Origin of the sequence: Pigmentiphaga sp. CHJ604 (assembly GCF_036972535.1) — a bacterium.
GTDB classification, from domain to species: Bacteria; Pseudomonadota; Gammaproteobacteria; order Burkholderiales; family Burkholderiaceae_B; genus Pigmentiphaga; species Pigmentiphaga daeguensis.
This window is the reverse complement of sequence record NZ_CP136998.1, coordinates 5,014,773-5,030,000: the sequence shown is the minus strand read 5'-3', so window position 1 is coordinate 5,030,000 and position 15,228 is coordinate 5,014,773. Positions and strand designations below refer to the sequence as shown.

Annotated in this window: 11 protein-coding genes; 5 read left to right on the top strand and 6 right to left on the bottom strand. The window is 68.6% G+C overall.

Annotated features, from left to right (window positions below):
• Window positions 1–117 precede the first annotated feature (117 nt).
• The 3 genes from R4823_RS24105 to R4823_RS24095 are packed head-to-tail and all read left to right on the top strand — an operon-like array spanning window position 118 to window position 4,149.
• Window positions 118–1,038 (top strand): tripartite tricarboxylate transporter substrate-binding protein, encoded by a 921-nt coding sequence (locus R4823_RS24105; RefSeq protein WP_165404344.1) that lies wholly within the window; start codon window positions 118–120, stop codon window positions 1,036–1,038.
• A 4-nt stretch (window positions 1,039–1,042) separates the two neighbouring features.
• On the top strand, window positions 1,043–2,494 hold the full coding sequence (locus tag R4823_RS24100) for a sulfatase-like hydrolase/transferase (RefSeq protein ID WP_338616343.1): 1,452 nt from the start codon (window positions 1,043–1,045) through the stop codon (window positions 2,492–2,494).
• On the top strand, window positions 2,491–4,149 hold the full coding sequence (locus R4823_RS24095; protein WP_338616342.1) for a thiamine pyrophosphate-binding protein: 1,659 nt from the start codon (window positions 2,491–2,493) through the stop codon (window positions 4,147–4,149). Before R4823_RS24100 ends, R4823_RS24095 begins: the two co-directional genes overlap by 4 nt.
• A 15-nt stretch (window positions 4,150–4,164) precedes the next feature.
• Here the strand turns inward: R4823_RS24095 and tcuB are convergent, their stop codons facing one another.
• The 4 genes from tcuB to R4823_RS24075 all read right to left on the bottom strand — a co-directional run bounded on the left by tcuB (window position 4,165) and on the right by R4823_RS24075 (window position 9,682).
• Window positions 4,165–5,382 carry a tricarballylate utilization 4Fe-4S protein TcuB gene (gene tcuB / locus R4823_RS24090; RefSeq protein WP_338616340.1) on the bottom strand — a complete coding sequence of 406 codons (1,218 nt, stop codon included), beginning with the start codon at window positions 5,380–5,382 and terminating at the stop codon, window positions 4,165–4,167.
• A complete protein-coding gene (gene tcuA, locus R4823_RS24085) occupies window positions 5,369–6,787 on the bottom strand; it encodes an FAD-dependent tricarballylate dehydrogenase TcuA (protein WP_338616338.1) in 1,419 nt (472 codons plus the stop codon). Before tcuA ends, tcuB begins: the two co-directional genes overlap by 14 nt.
• Window positions 6,788–6,864: 77 nt before the next feature.
• Window positions 6,865–7,794: a LysR family transcriptional regulator gene (locus R4823_RS24080; RefSeq protein ID WP_087840710.1), complete on the bottom strand. Its 930-nt coding sequence runs from the start codon at window positions 7,792–7,794 to the stop codon at window positions 6,865–6,867.
• Between the two features lie 7 nt (window positions 7,795–7,801).
• Entirely contained in the window at window positions 7,802–9,682 is a 1,881-nt protein-coding gene (locus R4823_RS24075; RefSeq protein ID WP_338616337.1) for a serine hydrolase domain-containing protein, read from the bottom strand.
• Window positions 9,683–9,851: 169 nt separating this feature from the next.
• Here R4823_RS24075 and acnB point away from each other — a divergent pair, with 169 nt between their 5' ends.
• Together acnB and R4823_RS24065 are read left to right on the top strand one after the other, a co-directional pair.
• On the top strand, window positions 9,852–12,437 hold the full coding sequence (gene acnB, locus R4823_RS24070; protein WP_338616336.1) for a bifunctional aconitate hydratase 2/2-methylisocitrate dehydratase: 2,586 nt from the start codon (window positions 9,852–9,854) through the stop codon (window positions 12,435–12,437).
• Between the two features lie 350 nt (window positions 12,438–12,787).
• Window positions 12,788–13,261 (top strand): hypothetical protein, encoded by a 474-nt coding sequence (locus R4823_RS24065; RefSeq protein ID WP_338616334.1) that lies wholly within the window; start codon window positions 12,788–12,790, stop codon window positions 13,259–13,261.
• A gap of 86 nt (window positions 13,262–13,347) precedes the next feature.
• Here R4823_RS24065 and R4823_RS24060 read toward each other — a convergent pair whose 3' ends face one another.
• Both R4823_RS24060 and R4823_RS24055 read right to left on the bottom strand, forming a co-directional pair.
• Window positions 13,348–14,298 carry a 3-carboxyethylcatechol 2,3-dioxygenase gene (locus tag R4823_RS24060; RefSeq protein WP_338616333.1) on the bottom strand — a complete coding sequence of 317 codons (951 nt, stop codon included), beginning with the start codon at window positions 14,296–14,298 and terminating at the stop codon, window positions 13,348–13,350.
• Between the two features lie 11 nt (window positions 14,299–14,309).
• Window positions 14,310–15,224, bottom strand: a complete 915-nt coding sequence (locus R4823_RS24055) for an alpha/beta hydrolase (protein WP_338616332.1) — start codon at window positions 15,222–15,224, stop codon at window positions 14,310–14,312.
• Between the last annotated feature and the right edge of the window lie 4 nt (window positions 15,225–15,228).

Genomic DNA, 15,228 nt, shown 5'->3' with positions numbered 1-15,228 from the left:
GCACAGCGCTTTTCATTATCCGGGCGGCGGGCGGCTCCCTAGAATGAGCGCTCCATCCCCGCTTTGGAGGCGACGATGCTCACCCGGCGCTACTTCCTCTGTGCTGCAGCGGCATCCATGATGACGTGCCGCGCGGCACGCAGTCAACCGGCCACGCGGCTGCGGCTGCTGGTGGCGGGACCCGCCGGCGGCGCGGTCGACGTGGCCGCGCGCATGGCCGGCGAACAACTGCGCGGCGCCGGCTATCTGGCCATCGTCGAGAACCATGCCGGCGCCGCCGGACAGATAGGCGTCGAGGCGCTGCTGCGATCGCCCGCCGACGGCGGCGCCGTGCTGATCACTCCGCCCGGCGTGTTCACGATCGCGCCGCACGTCAACGCGGGCCTGGGCTACAGGATGAGCGACGTCGCCGGCCTGACCACGCTGTGCGGCTACCAGTTCGGCGTCGCGGTCGGCGCCTCGGCGCCAGCGCGGACGATGGCCGATTTCCTGGGCTGGGCCAAGGCCCACCCCGGCGAGGCGTCCTACGGCACGCCGGGCGCGGGCACCGAGCCGCATTTCATCGGCACCGAGATCGAACGCCTGTCGGGCGTGCCGCTGATCCACGTGCCCTACCGGGGCGGGGCGCAGGCGCTGAACGACATCTCCGGCGGCCACCTGCCGGCCGTGATCTCGGCCCTGCCCAACCTGGTCACACCCTACAAGGCCGGCAAGGCCCGCGTGCTGATGATGACCGGCACGCGGCGCAGCGCCTTCATGCCCGACGTTCCGACGGTGGCGGAATGCGGATTCCCCGATCTTGCCAGCGACCTGTTCTATGGCGCGTACACGCAGACCGCGGTGCCGGCGCCGGTCCGGCAGGCCCTGGCCCAGGCTCTCGCCAAGGCTTGCCAGGCACCGGCCTACCGGGAAGGGCTGGCGCGCATGTCGCTCGATCCGCTGGCCTTGTCCAGTCAGGAGCTCGACGCCTCCATGCGCGCGATGGACGCCAAGTGGGCCGCGGTGGTCAAGCGCACCGGTTTTTCGCTGGAGAAGTGACGCCATGGCCGAACCGACCAACGTCCTGGTGCTGCTGTCCGACGAGCACAACCCCTGGGTAGCGGGGTTCGCCGGCCATCCGTGCGTGCGCACGCCCAACCTGGACCGGCTGGCGCGCCGGGGGACGGCGTTCGAGCGCGCGTGGACGCCCAGCCCGCTGTGCGTACCTGCGCGGGCCAGCCTGGCAACGGGAAGGTACGTGCACGAACACCGTTATTGGGACAACGCCATCGCCTACGATGGCCGCGCGCGCTCCTGGATGCAGGAGGTGTCCGACGCCGGCCTGCTGGTCGAGTCCATCGGCAAGCTGCATTTCCGCCGCGCCGAGGACCCCACCGGTTTCCGCCGCCAGTGGCTGCCCATGCACATTCCCGGCGGCATCGGCCAGGTCTGGGGATCGGTGCGCAACCCGCTGCCGGCAAGCTCCATGCCGTCTGGCATGTTCAAATCCCTGGGCGCGGGCGAATCGACCTACAACGAATACGATCGCACGGTGGGCGCCACGGCCTGCGAGTGGCTGCGCACGCATGCGGCCGATCCCGCGCCGTGGGCCTTGTTCGTGGGCATGGTCGCGCCGCATTTTCCACTGGTCGTGCCGGAGCGCTACCTGCGCCGGGTGCTGGAGGATCCGCTGTTCGACGACTGCCTGCCGGAGCCGGCCGCCGCGCGCCACCCCTGGGTCAGGCGGTCGCTGGCCTACATCGACCACGCGGCGGCGCTGGAAGGGCCCGGGCGTGTCCGGCTGGCGGTGGCGGCCTACTTCGCGCTGGTCGAGTTCATGGACGAGCAGATGGGCACGGTGCTCGACACGCTGGACGACACCGGGCTGTCGGCGCGGACCACGGTGATCTACACATCCGACCATGGCGACAACCTGGGCGCCCGCGGCCTGTGGAACAAGGGCACGCTGTATCGCGAGGCTTCGGGCATTCCCCTCGTGCTGGCCGGCCCCGGCGTGCCCGCCGGACACCGTTGCCGCACCGACGCCAGCCTGGTGGACGTGTATCCCACCGTGCTCCAGGCGATGGGCCTGCCGCCGGCCGCGGCCGCGCTGCCGGGCTGTTCGCTGCGGGACCTGGCCGTGGGAGCGGACGAGTCCGATCGCGTCGTCCTGGGCGAATACCACGGCGTCGGATCGCCCAGCGCCGCCTACTACCTCGTGCGCGGCCGCTACAAGTACCACCACTACGTGGACTATGGCCCCGAGCTGTTCGACATCGTGGCCGATCCGCATGAACGCACGGATCTTGCCGCCCGTCCCGAAATGGCCGCCACCGTGCATGCCATGCGCACCGCGCTGTGCGCGCGGCTCTATCCCGAAGAGATCGACCGGCTCGCCAAGCGCGACCAGGACGAACTGGTCCGCCGGGCCGGCGGCCGCGAAGCCGCGCTCGGTACCGGACATCGCGGCGCCACGCCTGTTCCTCAATCCGCCACCGAAGGCCTGCATTCATGAGCGCATCGATCTGCAACCGGCACACCGTGGGCGATGCCCTGGTCCAGTACCTGTACGAGCTGGGCGTGCGGCAGGCCTACGGTGTCCTGTCCATCCACAACATGCCGCTGCTCGATGCGCTGGGGCGCGACGGGCGCATCCGCTACATAGGCGCGCGCGGCGAAGCCGGCGCCGTGGGCATGGCCGATGCCTGCGCCCGCGCCACGGGCGCACTGGGCGTGGCTTTCACCAGCACGGGCACGGGCGCCGGCAATGCGGCCGGTGCGCTGGTCGAGGCCTGGACCGCGGGCACGCCGCTGCTGCACATCACCGGGCAGGTCGCGCTGCCTTACCTGGACCGGGGCCGCTCCTACGTCCACGAGGCCAAGGACCAGCTCGGCATGCTGCAAGCGGTATCCAAGGCGGCGCTGCGCGTGTGGTCGGCCGAGACGGCCCTGGCCACGGTCCAGGAGGCAGTCCGGTTGGCGTTGACCGCGCCCACGGGGCCGGTCAGCGTGGAGATCCCCATCGACCTGCAAGGTGCCCTGGTCGCCATGCGGCCGCCGCCGGCGCCGCCGTTCATGGCGCCGGTCGAGCCCGACGACGCGGCCGTGGACCGGATGGCCGACCTGCTGGCGGACGCCCGGCGGCCGGTCCTGTGGATAGGCGGCGGCGCCCGTCATGCCCGTGCCGAGATCACCCGCCTGCTGGACCTGGGTTTCGTGGCCGTGACCACCTTGCAGGGCAAGGGCACGGTGCCCGAGGACGATCCGCGCACGCTGGGCGCCTTCAACGGCCAGCCCGCGATCGAGGCCTTCTATCAGGGGTGCGACGCGATGCTGGTCGTGGGCTCGCGGCTGCGCGTGCCGGAAACGCTGACCCACACGCTGCAACTGCCGCGTACGCTGATCCAGATCGACGCGGATCCGCTGGCCGAGCAGCGTGCCTATCCGACTTCATTGTTCGTGCGGGGCGATGCGCGCCTGACGCTGGCCAGGCTGGCCGACCGGCTGGCGGGCCGCATGCGGGCCGATGCCGGCCTGGCGGACGAAGCCGCGCGCGCAAGGCAGCGCGCCCAGACCACGATGCGCGGCGCCATCGCGCCCTACGACCGCATCGCCGACGCCTTGCAGGCCGTGTGCGGCCGCGACTTCGGCTGGGTGCGCGACGTCACCATCTCCAACAGCACCTGGGGCAATCGCCTGATGCAGGTGTTCGCACCGGGGCAGGGCATCCACGCCGTGGGCGGGGGAATCGGCCAGGGACTGGCGATGGCCATCGGCGCGGCGACCGGCCGGCCGGACCGCAAGACCTGGCTGCTGGCCGGCGACGGCGGGTTCATGCTGAATCTGGGCGAGCTGGCCACCGCAGTCCAGGAGCGGACCGGCATCGTCATGCTGGTGATGAACGACGGGGGCTACGGCATCCTGCGCAACCTCCAGGACGCGGATTATGGGGGCCGCCGCTATTACTGCGATCTGCACGGCTTCGAACTGGGCGCCCTGGCGCAATCGGTCGGCATGGACTATATCGCGGTGCGCGGCCTGGACGGCCTGGAGCGCGTGCTGCGCGATGCGGCCGGCCGCGATGCGCCGGCCGTGCTGGTGGAGTTCGACATGCGCGCCATCGGGCCGTTCGCCAAGCCGTTCGCGGGGCCGCCGCTGGCGCGCGGCTGACGTCCCGCGGCGGATTCAGTCCGGCGTCAGCCGCGTGTTGCTCGGCTGGCGCCGTTCGATGCTCCACTTGAGCAGCGCGGCGCATCGATAGATGCCGTGCGCGAATTTGCCGTAGGGCAGGGTCAGGAACAAGGCCATCACCACGCCCAGGTGCACGGCCAGCAGCAGGCCCATGGCGCTGGTCTCGCGCACGGCCAGCAGCGCGAGGCCGGTCAGGCTGGTCAGGAACAGCAGGCTGATGAAGCCGCGGTCCATGGGGCGCTGGTCGGGATCGCCATGCGCCGGGTGGCGGCGCAGGTTCAGCCACAGCAGGCCGGCCGGCCCGATCAAGAGGCCGATGCCGCCCGCGGTGCCCAGCAGCACCGGCAGGCTGGTCAGCGCATACGGCGCGTGCAGCCCCAGCGCATAGTGGTAGAGCGTGGCCACGCAGGTGGCGGCGAAGCACAGCATGAAGCCGTAGAAAGTGAAGTGGTGGAACCGCCGCCGCGCCAGGGTGAACGCATCGTCCTCTTCGTTGCAGCCCTTGCCGTGCCCGCCGTCCAGGTACTTCAGGCGCAGCGCGTCGTGCGCGGCCTCGGCCACGGCCGGGCCGGTGGGCGAGCCCGGGGACACGTTGCGCCAGAAGCGCGCCACGCCTACCCCCAGCGCGACGATGGCGAACACGAACACCGTGCCGAACAGCGCCACCAGCAGGTTGTGCGGGAAGATGGCGTAGAAGTCGCCGGCCAGCGGTTCGTGCCAGATGCCGCCGTTCATGGCGGCGGCCAGCACCAGGAACAGCGCCAGCGCGAACGCCGTCGCCAGGGCCAGCGTGACGCCGTTGTGCCGGTACAGGCGTCCCAGGACGCCCGGCCAGGCGTAGTCGCCATAGGTCTGCACGCGCACCTTGGCCATCGCGCGGGGCACGTTGACGCCGAATTCGTTCGGTGGCGCGTATTGGCAGGCGTGCAGGCAGGCGCCGCAGTTGTGGCACAGGTTGGCCAGGTAGTGCACGTCGGCCTTGCCGAATTCCAGCCTGCGCATCATGGCCGGGAACGTCGCGCAGAATCCCTCGCAATAGCGGCAGGCATTGCATATTTGCAGGACGCGGGCCGCTTCGTTCTCGTCGGCGGTCAGCGCGGTCGAACAGGCGCCGCCTTGCGCGGCGGCCTGGGTCCGCCATTGGATCGGCACGGCCTGTACGCCGGCCGCCAGGGTTTGCGCGTCGTGCGCGAGATGCTCAAGCTGCTTCAAGATCGGGTGCTCCGTGAATACGAGGGTGCCGCGCGGCCTCGGCGGCGCGGGTGCCGGCGATGCGGCCGAAGGCCGTGCCGATGGACATGCCGACGCCGGCGGTATAGCCCTTGCCCAGCACATTGCCGGACATCATTTCGCCGGCGCAGAACAGATTCGGGCTGGGACGCCCGCCGAAGTGCACGGCCGCGTTCTCGTCCACCTTGGTGCCGAGATAGGTGAAGGTGATGCCGGGGCGCAGCGGATAGGCGAAATAGGGCGGCGTATCCAGCGGCCGGGCCCAGTGCGTCTTGACGGGCGAGATGCCTTCCGTGCGGCAGTCGTCCATGATGGTGTGGTCGAAGTGTTCGCCCCGGCAGGCGGCGTTGAATTCCCGCACCGTCTGTTCCAGGCGGGTTTCGTCCAGCCCCGTCAGCCGCGCGAGCTCGGGCAGGCTGTCGGCCCGGATGCCGTTGAACACCGGCGGCATGAAGCGTCCGACCGCCTTGGCATCGATGATGGAATAGGCGATCTGGCCTGGCTGGAAGGCGACCAGCCGGCCCCAGATCGCATAGCGCTTGGGCCAGAAGTCCTCGCCTTCGTCGTAGAAGCGCTGGGCGTCGCGATTGACGACGATGCCCAGCGACACGCAGTCCAGGCGGGTGCAGATGCCGCCGTCGTACAGCGGCGAGCGCGCGTCGATGGCGACGCAATGGGATTGCGTGGGGTCGCCGATCATGTCGGCGCCGGCGTCGATCATGAACTTCAGCAAGGCGCCCTGGTTGTACCGGGTGCCGCGTATCAGGAAGTTGTCCGCCGGCCATTCGCCCCGTTCGTTCTGGCCCCAGGCTTCGCGCATCCATTGCAGGTTGGACTCGAAGCCGCCGCACGCCATGACACAGGCGCGCGCGGGGATGCGTTCGTCCCCGGCCAGCGCCGCGACGAAGCGATCGCCGTCCAGTTCCAGCGCATGCACCGGTGTGCCGTAGCGGATCTGCACGCCCAGGTTCTCGGCGCTGCGGTAGTAGGCATTGACCAGCGCCCGGCCGCCGCCCATGAAGAAGGCGTTGGTGCGGGCGATGTGCAAGGTGCCGGACAGCGCGGGCTGGAAGTTCACGCCATGCTTGCGCATCCAGTCCCGGCAATTGGACGACGCCCGGATCACCAGGCGCGCCAGCTTCTCATCGGTGATGCCGCCGGTGACCTTGAGCAGGTCCTGCCAGAATTCCTCTTCCGGGTAGCTGTCGACCAGCACGTCTTCCGGACCATCGTGCATGCAGCGCAGGTTGCGCGTGTGCTGCGAATTGCCGCCGCGCCATTCCTTGGGCGCCGCTTCCAGCAGCATGACGCTGGCGCCCGCCTCGCGGGCCATCAGGGCCGCGCACAAGGCGGCGTTGCCGCCGCCGATGACCAGGACATCTATCATTCCGCTTTCCTATCAGTGAGGAGTCACTGTAGGCGGGGCGGCCGCGCCGGGCTAGACGGCGCGTGGGCAATAGGTATTCACGATTCGTGAATGGTGGCGCCCGGCCAATGGCCGTCGCGCACCAGCGTGCGCATCAGGTCGGCCAGCACCACCCGCGCGGCCAGCGCCGCGGGGGACAACTCGTCGTCCGAGACGCTGGTGACGACGTTGCGCCGGAACAGGTACGGGTCGTCCAGCGGATACAGGCACAGGCGCCCTTCATGCATCCCGCCGGCGGCGACACCGGGCTGGATGGTGGCGATGGGCGCGTCGATCACGGTGTTCATCAGCGTGGTCAGGCCGTCGATCTCCAGCGCGATGTCCGGCTCGACGCCCGCGCGGTCGAAGGCGGCATCGACCAGGATGCGCAGGCCGTGCGTCTTGCTGGGCATGGCCAGCGGCAGCCGCGCCGCTTCCGCCACGGTCATCGGCTGGCGGGGCTGGCGGTCGGATACGAGATCGGGCCGGGCCACCACGAACAGCTTTTCGTCCAGCAGGGGCAGGACGCTCCAGTGCCGGCCACTGTCGGTCTGGAACAGCACGGCCAGGTCCAGCAGGCGGGCGTTCAGCAAGCCCGCCAGATGGCCGGACAGGCTTTCCACCAGATGCAGCCGCACGTCGGGATAGCGTTCCTGCATGGCGGCGATGAAGGGGCGGGCCAGCAGCGATGCCGTCGACGGCGCGAAGCCTATGCTGACCGCGCCCGACAGCCGGGCCTCGCGCGCCGCGACCACGGCCTGGTCGGCGTGGCGCAGCGCCATCTGCGCCTGCCGCCAGAAAGCCAGCCCCGCGTCGGTGGGGATGACGCCGGTGGCGGTGCGCTGCAGGAGCCGGGTGGCCAGCTCGCCTTCCAGGCGGCTGATCTGCTGGCTCAGGGCGGAGGGCACCAGCCCCAGTTCGCGCGCGGCGCGGCCCATGCTGCCCAGCTCGACGACGCGGACGAAATAGCGGAGTTGGCGCAGTTCCAAGGTCGGATCAGTCCTCTGCCAGCAACCGATAGAGCGATGACCCCGACCGCATCTGCGGCTGGCCGTCCACCGTCGAGAATTCGAGCTCGACCAGGTCGCGCCCATGATTGACGGGCACCTGTATCGTCATCCTGGCGCGGTCGTCGCCATCGGGGCGCAGCAGCTGGCCGTCGTTCCACATCACGTATCCCGGCAACTCGGGCAGCGCGCTCAGCGAGGCGATGCCATCGCCCAGGACCAGCGCCACCGACTCGGGCGATTCGTTGGTCGGTTCCCAGCGCGTGCCCAGGCGGGCTTGCCAGGCGGCGGACAGCGGCGCCAGCGGCGCCAGGCGCTGGCCCACGGACATGGTCAGCCGGTAATGCCCCCAGCCTGCCGGCACGCGCTGGATCATGTAGTGCTTGCCGTCCAGCGTCAGCCAGCGGTAGCTGTTCCCCGAAGGCGCGTCGTTCCACCACCAGCCGTCGGCGCGCAGGGTCAGGCCCGTGGCGATCGGGTCCCAGGCGCCGGCCTTCCGGTGCAGCACGTCGATCGTGCCCGCACTGGCGGCCTGTACCTTGTATGGTCCTTCGTAATTGGCATAGATGCCCGCCAGGCCGGCGGCATCGATGGACGGCGACGCCGCCGCGGGGATGCCTCCCAGCGCCGCCGGCACGGCCGGAATCGCGCGTGTGGCGGCCAGGGCCCGCAGCAGCACGCCTTCGGCGATGCGCAGCGGCCCGTAGGTGGTGCCGGCCCCCGTCAGCAGCAGGGCCATGCGCTGGTCGGGCAGCACGAAGAACTCGGTCGAGAAGAAACTCGTGCCGCCGTTCTTCTGCCAGGCCTTGATGCCGACACTGTCCAGGCCGGGCTGCCGCGTCGAGTCCCAGCCCAGGCCCCAGCGCCATTCGGGGCAGGGGTTGATGCGCAGGCCCTTGGTCTGATCGGTGCCCATCTCCTGGACCGCCGCCTGCGACAGCAGGCGCTTGCCCTGGTACATGCCCAGGTCCAGGAACATCTTCGCCAGCCGCATCATGTCGCCGGGGGTGGAGGCCAGGCCGCCGGTGGCGTAGGCAGACACGAATTCCTGTCCCATGCGCCGCCCTTCGTACACCGGGTGTACGAAGCTGCCTTCGGGGAAGGGCTGTACCGGGTAGGCGGAATGGTTCATGCCCAGGGGTTCGAGGATCTCGCGCCGCACGAACTCGGCGTACGACTGACCCGTGACCGCCGCCACCAGGTTTTCCACCATGGTGAAGCCGTCGTTGCAATAGACCGCCAGTTCCCCCGGCTGGTGCTTCAGGTGGAAGTAGGCCAGGCCGTCCTCGGTGTCCTGCGCGTAGCCGGCGATGGGCTCGAATGCGAAAATGTTGCGCCAATTGGTACCGGGCAGCCCGGATGAATGGCTGAGCAGGTGGCGCAGCGTGATCTGGTCGTACTCGCTGGAAAGCATCGAGAAGCGGGGCAGATAGCGGGTGATGGGCGCATCCAGCGCCAGCTTGCCCCGGTCGCACAGCACCATCGCCGCCAGCGCGGCCAATACCTTGCTGACCGAGCCGATGTTGAAGCGGGAGTCGACCGTGGCGGCCACCTTGCCCTGGGGATCCGCGACCCCGAAGGCTTCCTGCCAGATGACGCCTTCGCTGGTCATCAGCGCGACCGAGACCGCGGTGGCTTGGTTCTTCTGCAAGGCCTGGCGGATGGCGTCGCGTCCCCACTGGATGGCTTCGGACAACCGGCCGGCGTCGGGAGCGGGGTCGTCGCCGCCTCCGCAGCCGGGCAGGGCATGGAGCAGGGCGCCGGCGCCGGCGAATTGCAGCCAGTGGCGGCGCGATGGGGAAAGCGGGAGCGCGATCCCTGCCGGCCGGGCCCCGTCGGGGCAATCCAGATTCAGTTTCGTTGAATTCATCTCGATTACCCTTACGTGGCCGAATATCGGGAAAACGATTCTATCCCGGCTCGACCGTGCGGAGACACTGTTTATGTCTTATATAAGATATAAGACAGTTGCGGCTCGCCGCCGCTAGTCCTACAATCCCGGCGATCGCCCTCAATCCCTTCATACCGGGACACCTCCAATGCTTGAATCCTACCGTCAACACGTTGCCGAGCGGGCCGCGCTTGGCATCCCCCCGCTGCCGCTGTCCGCGCAGCAGACCGCCGATCTGATCGAACTGATCAAGAACCCGCCCAAGGGCGAGGAACAGACGCTGCTGGATCTGCTGACCCACCGCGTGCCCGCTGGCGTGGACGATGCCGCCAAGGTCAAGGCCTCCTACCTGGCCGCCGTCGCCCTGGGCAAGGAAGCCTGCCCGCTGATCGATCGCGCCAAGGCCACCGAGCTGCTGGGCACCATGCTGGGCGGCTACAACATCAGCGCGCTGATCGAGCTGCTGGACGACGCGCAGGTCGGCACCATCGCCGCTGACGGCCTGAAGAAGACGCTGCTGATGTTCGACGCCTTCCACGACGTCAAGGAAAAGGCCGACAAGGGCAATGCCAACGCCAAGGCCGTGCTGCAAAGCTGGGCCGATGCCGAGTGGTTCACCAGCCGCCCCGAGGTGCCGCAAAGCCTGACGGTGACCGTGTTCAAGGTGACCGGCGAAACCAACACCGACGACCTGTCGCCGGCTCCCGACGCCTGGAGCCGCCCCGACATTCCGCTGCATGCGCTGGCCATGCTCAAGAACCCGCGGCCTGGCATCGAGCCGCAGGAACCGGGCAAGGTCGGTCCGCTCAAGCTCATCAACGAACTGAAGGGCAAGGGCCACCCGGTCGCCTACGTCGGCGACGTGGTCGGTACCGGCTCCTCGCGCAAGTCGGCCACCAACTCCGTGCTGTGGTGGACCGGCGAAGACATCCCCTTCGTGCCGAACAAACGCTTCGGCGGCGTCTGTCTGGGCGGCAAGATCGCTCCCATCTTCTACAACACCATGGAAGATGCGGGTGCGCTGCCGGTCGAGCTGGACGTCTCCAAGATGGAGATGGGCGACGTCATCGAACTGCGCCCCTATGAAGGCAAGGCCCTGAAGAACGGCGAAGTGGTCTCCGAGTTCGAGATCAAGTCCGACGTGCTGTTCGACGAAGTGCGCGCCGGCGGCCGCATTCCGCTGATCATCGGCCGCGGCCTGACCGCCAAGGCGCGCGAGGCCCTGGGCCTGCCGCCCTCGACCCTGTTCCGCCTGCCCAAGAACCCGGCCGACACCGGCAAGGGCTACACGCTGGCCCAGAAGATGGTCGGCCGCGCCTGCGGCCTGCCGGAAGGCAAGGGCATCCGCCCGGGAACCTACTGCGAGCCGCGCATGACCTCGGTCGGCAGCCAGGACACCACCGGCCCCATGACCCGCGACGAGCTGAAGGACCTGGCCTGCCTGGGCTTCTCGGCCGACCTGGTGATGCAGTCGTTCTGCCACACCGCCGCCTATCCCAAGCCCGTGGACGTCAAGACGCACCACACGCTGCCCGAATTCATGAGCAATCGCGGCGGCATCTCGCTGCGTCCGGGCGACGGCGTCATCCACTCGTGGCTGAACCGCATGGTGCTGCCCGACACCGTCGGTACCGGCGGCGACTCGCACACCCGCTTCCCCATCGGCATCAGCTTCCCGGCCGGCTCGGGCCTGGTTGCCTTCGCCGCCGCCACCGGCGTCATGCCGCTGGACATGCCGGAATCCGTGCTGGTCCGCTTCAAGGGCAAGCTGCAGCCCGGCGTCACGCTGCGCGACCTGGTCAACGCCATTCCCTACTACGCGATCCAGCAGGGCCTGCTGACCGTCGAGAAGAAGGGCAAGAAGAACATCTTCTCGGGCCGCATCCTGGAAATCGAAGGACTGCCCGACCTGAAGGTGGAACAGGCCTTCGAACTGTCCGACGCCTCGGCCGAGCGTTCTGCCGCCGGCTGCACGGTGCGCCTGAACAAGGAACCGATCATCGAATACATCAACAGCAACATCACGCTGCTGAAGTGGATGATCGCCAACGGCTATGAAGACGAGCGCTCGATCGGCCGCCGCATCAAGGCCATGGAAGCCTGGCTGGCCAACCCGCAACTGCTGGAACCCGATGCCGACGCCGAATACGCCGCCGTCATCGAGATCGACCTGGCCGACGTGCACGAGCCCCTGGTCGCGTGCCCGAACGACCCGGACGACGTCAAGACCCTGTCCGACGTGGCCGGCGCCAAGATCGACGAAGTGTTCATCGGCAGCTGCATGACCAACATCGGCCACTTCCGCGCGGCATCCAAGCTGCTCGAAGGCAAGCGCGACATCCCGGTCAAGCTGTGGGTCGCTCCGCCCACCAAGATGGACCAGCAGCAACTGACCGAGGAAGGCCACTACGGCGTCCTGGGTTCGGCCGGCGCCCGCATGGAAATGCCGGGCTGCTCGCTGTGCATGGGCAACCAGGCGCAGGTGCGCGAAGGCGCGACGGTGATGTCCACCAGCACCCGCAACTTCCCGAACCGCCTGGGCAAGAACTCGAACGTGTACCTGGGCTCCGCCGAACTGGCCGCCATCTGCTCGCGCCTGGGCCGCATCCCGACCAAGGAAGAGTACATGGCCGAGACCGGCGTGCTGGCGGCGAACGAGAAGACCATCTACCGCTACATGAATTTCGACCAGATCCCCGACTTCAAGGATGTGGCGGATTCGGTAGGGGTGTAGGGACGCCCACCCCCGGCGGCCCGCGGCCGCTCCCCTCGGGGGGCGGCACTGGCGGACCGGCAAGGCCGGATCCGCGGTGCCCTGGATCCGGGGAGCGCCCGGGGAATGGAAAACGGCTTCGCTTTCTGAAAAGCGAAGCCGTTTTTTTGCCTTGGGGGCGGCCCGGCGGCAAAAAAGCGCCCCCTCGGGGGCAGCGCCGCCGTGTAGCGGCGAGTTGCCGAAATGCGTCGAATCGTGTCAGGCGTATGCGCTCACGTCACCCGGCTCATCCCATGGAACCCTCTTCCCGCCGCGCGATCTGTTGAAAAATATCGACTGCCCCCGGTAGGTAGGTAACTGGAGCAACGCTCATGCGTACCCGGACATTCACCGTTGCCTTTCTTTGCGCCTTGCTCACGGGCTGCGCCGCCTACCGGACGCACGAAGCGCGTGAACCGCAAGGCCAGCTGGTCGGGGCAAACATTCTCGACCTGGTGCAGTCCGTCGGCATTCCCGACAAGATGATGAAAGTGATCGATACCGGCGGCCCCGGCGACCGCATGACGGTGCAGTGGAATTTCGCGAATGCGGATGCCGCGCTGGACATGACGCTGATCCTGCTGGAGCTGAAGGTGGGCGGCGCCGGCAAATGCAGCATGACCGCCACGGTGGACCGCTGGGGCGGCAAGGTGGTCGCCGTGAATTTTCCGCAGGCGCACAGCGACAGCATAGGCTCGGACTACGGCGCGTGCGCCCCGCTCGTGGAAGAAGCGATCACCCATATGCCGCATACGCCGATCGATCCCGCCTACGACGCATTCGCGCTCGTCGGCGCGGCGAAGTGACGCCCGCGTCCCGCGCCCGCCAGGGCGCCGTCCAAGGACGCCTGGCGGAGGACCGGGAAGCGAGGGGGGGGTGAACCCGCCGCAGGCTAACCCCGCAAGCCTCGCCCGCTCATGGTGCCGAATCCGGATATCCATTCGGGAATGGGTTCGTAGTAGTGGACCGATACCTGGGCTCGTCCGCCGGTTGCGCGCCGGAATGCGGCGTTCGCGGCTATCCAGGTCTTGATCTCGTGCGCGGAGTTGCCGCCGTGTTCGGTGATGGCCGCGTTCTGCATCGCGTCCAGTCGTTCGACGTTCCACGCCGCCAGCGTATCCAGGAACTGCCGGTCCCATGCCGGATTGAGGGGGCGCAGCCCCGTCGTCCCCCGCGCGAATTCCCGCGCGGCGGCGATGGTTCGTTGCTGCCGGGCCTGGCGCGCTTCGGCGGACGGATTGCGTCCGGCGATGAGCCGCTCGGCAACGTCCGCGGGGGCGTCGTCCAGCTGCGGCACCGGCGGGTTGTGAGACAGCCCGCCCGAGCCGATGAAGGCGCAGCGCCGTTGCAAGGTCGCCGCGTAGCGGCCGACCGCCTCGCCCAGCAGCCGTGCGCGCCAGCAGGTGGTCATGGGTTCCGCCACGCAATTCAGGAAGATGGGAACGACGGCATGGCGGCCGACGGCGCCCGCCAGCAATTGCAGCGGTTGCGCGAATCCGTGATCGACCTGCATGCGATGCGATATCGCCACATCGATACCCTGTTCGAGCAGCGAGCCGGCGCAGGCGCGGGCGATATCGGCCGGGATATTCAACCTGCCCTTTTCCGTGTCGAAGTCGCCCACGGTCTCGCCCGCCACGCCCACGCAGAAGGCGGGCATCAGGTCATAGAAGAACCCGTTGTAGTGGTCGGGGCCGAACAGGAAAATCAGCTCCGGGTCGAAGTCCTGCAGCTGTGTTTTCAACTGGGCCAGGGCTTGCGTATTACGATCGCGCACGGCGTCCCCGGGAGAGATGTACTGCATCAGGGGCGTATGCGACAGGCATTGCAGCAGGACGTCCATGGCGGCCTGGCCTATTCGCCGCGGCTGGCGGGCCGGGCTTCGGGAACGCTCTTACCCAGCAGGAAGTCCAGGTGGATGCGGTGGAAGGCCGCCGGGTCCTCGAATTGCGGCCAGTGTCCGCAGCCATCCATGACGACGAACAGCGCGCCCGGAATCATGGAAGCGATGCGGCGTCCTTCCGCGACGTCGGCGGTGGGGTCGTCCGAGGTCCACAAGACCAGCGTCGGCGCCGCGATCCGGGCATAGTCCCCGGGGTACATGAGGTTGCGCCGGCGGACCTCCATGTCCTGCAGAATCATGCAGTGCTCCATGGCGCGGACCATGCCGGGCTGCTGGTATATCGCCTGCCGCGCGGCCACCATGTCGTCGTAGGCCTTGGTCTTGTCGGCCATCAGCCATTCCAGGCGGGCCTTGATGAAGGCCCAGGAAGGGTCCGTGGCGGCCCGCATGGAAAGCGACCGGATGCGATCCATGACGACCGGGTCGGCTTGCGACCCGCCGGCGGTATTCAGGACCAGCCGGTCGACCCGATGCGGGTGGTCGGCCGCCAGCCGGGAGGCGACCCAGCCGCCCAGCGATTCGCCGCTGAGCGAGGCGCGTTCGATGCCGAGGGTGTCCATGACCGCCAGCACGTGGTCGACGTAGTGCGAAATTTCCAGGTCGTGATCGGGTTTATGGGTCCAGCCGTGCCCGAGCATGTCTATCGCCCAGACGTCGAAGTCGGATGCGTGCGCGCCCAGGTTGCGCACATAGGCCTCGGCGTGGCCGCCGGCGCCGTGCAGCAGGATGAGAGGCGGCTTGTCGCTGCTTCCGGCGTGCAGGTAGCGCGTATTCATCCCTTGGGCGTCCAGCCAGCCTTGGCTGAAAGATACGCCGCGCAGGTCGGACCAGATGCTTTGGTAGGGGAGTTCGGGAGTGGTCGACATGTTC

Excerpts from the sequence above, each read along its gene's own strand:
- R4823_RS24105 (WP_165404344.1), top strand. The coding sequence starts at position 118 with ATGATGACGTGCCGCGCGGCACGCAGTCAACCGGCCACGCGGCTGCGG.
- R4823_RS24100 (WP_338616343.1), top strand. The coding sequence starts at position 1,043 with ATGGCCGAACCGACCAACGTCCTGGTGCTGCTGTCCGACGAGCACAAC.
- R4823_RS24095 (WP_338616342.1), top strand. The coding sequence starts at position 2,491 with ATGAGCGCATCGATCTGCAACCGGCACACCGTGGGCGATGCCCTGGTC.
- tcuA (WP_338616338.1), bottom strand. The coding sequence starts at position 6,787 with ATGATAGATGTCCTGGTCATCGGCGGCGGCAACGCCGCCTTGTGCGCG.
- R4823_RS24075 (WP_338616337.1), bottom strand. The coding sequence starts at position 9,682 with ATGAATTCAACGAAACTGAATCTGGATTGCCCCGACGGGGCCCGGCCG.
- acnB (WP_338616336.1), top strand. The coding sequence starts at position 9,852 with ATGCTTGAATCCTACCGTCAACACGTTGCCGAGCGGGCCGCGCTTGGC.
- R4823_RS24065 (WP_338616334.1), top strand. The coding sequence starts at position 12,788 with ATGCGTACCCGGACATTCACCGTTGCCTTTCTTTGCGCCTTGCTCACG.
- R4823_RS24060 (WP_338616333.1), bottom strand. The coding sequence starts at position 14,298 with ATGGACGTCCTGCTGCAATGCCTGTCGCATACGCCCCTGATGCAGTAC.
- R4823_RS24055 (WP_338616332.1), bottom strand. The coding sequence starts at position 15,224 with ATGTCGACCACTCCCGAACTCCCCTACCAAAGCATCTGGTCCGACCTG.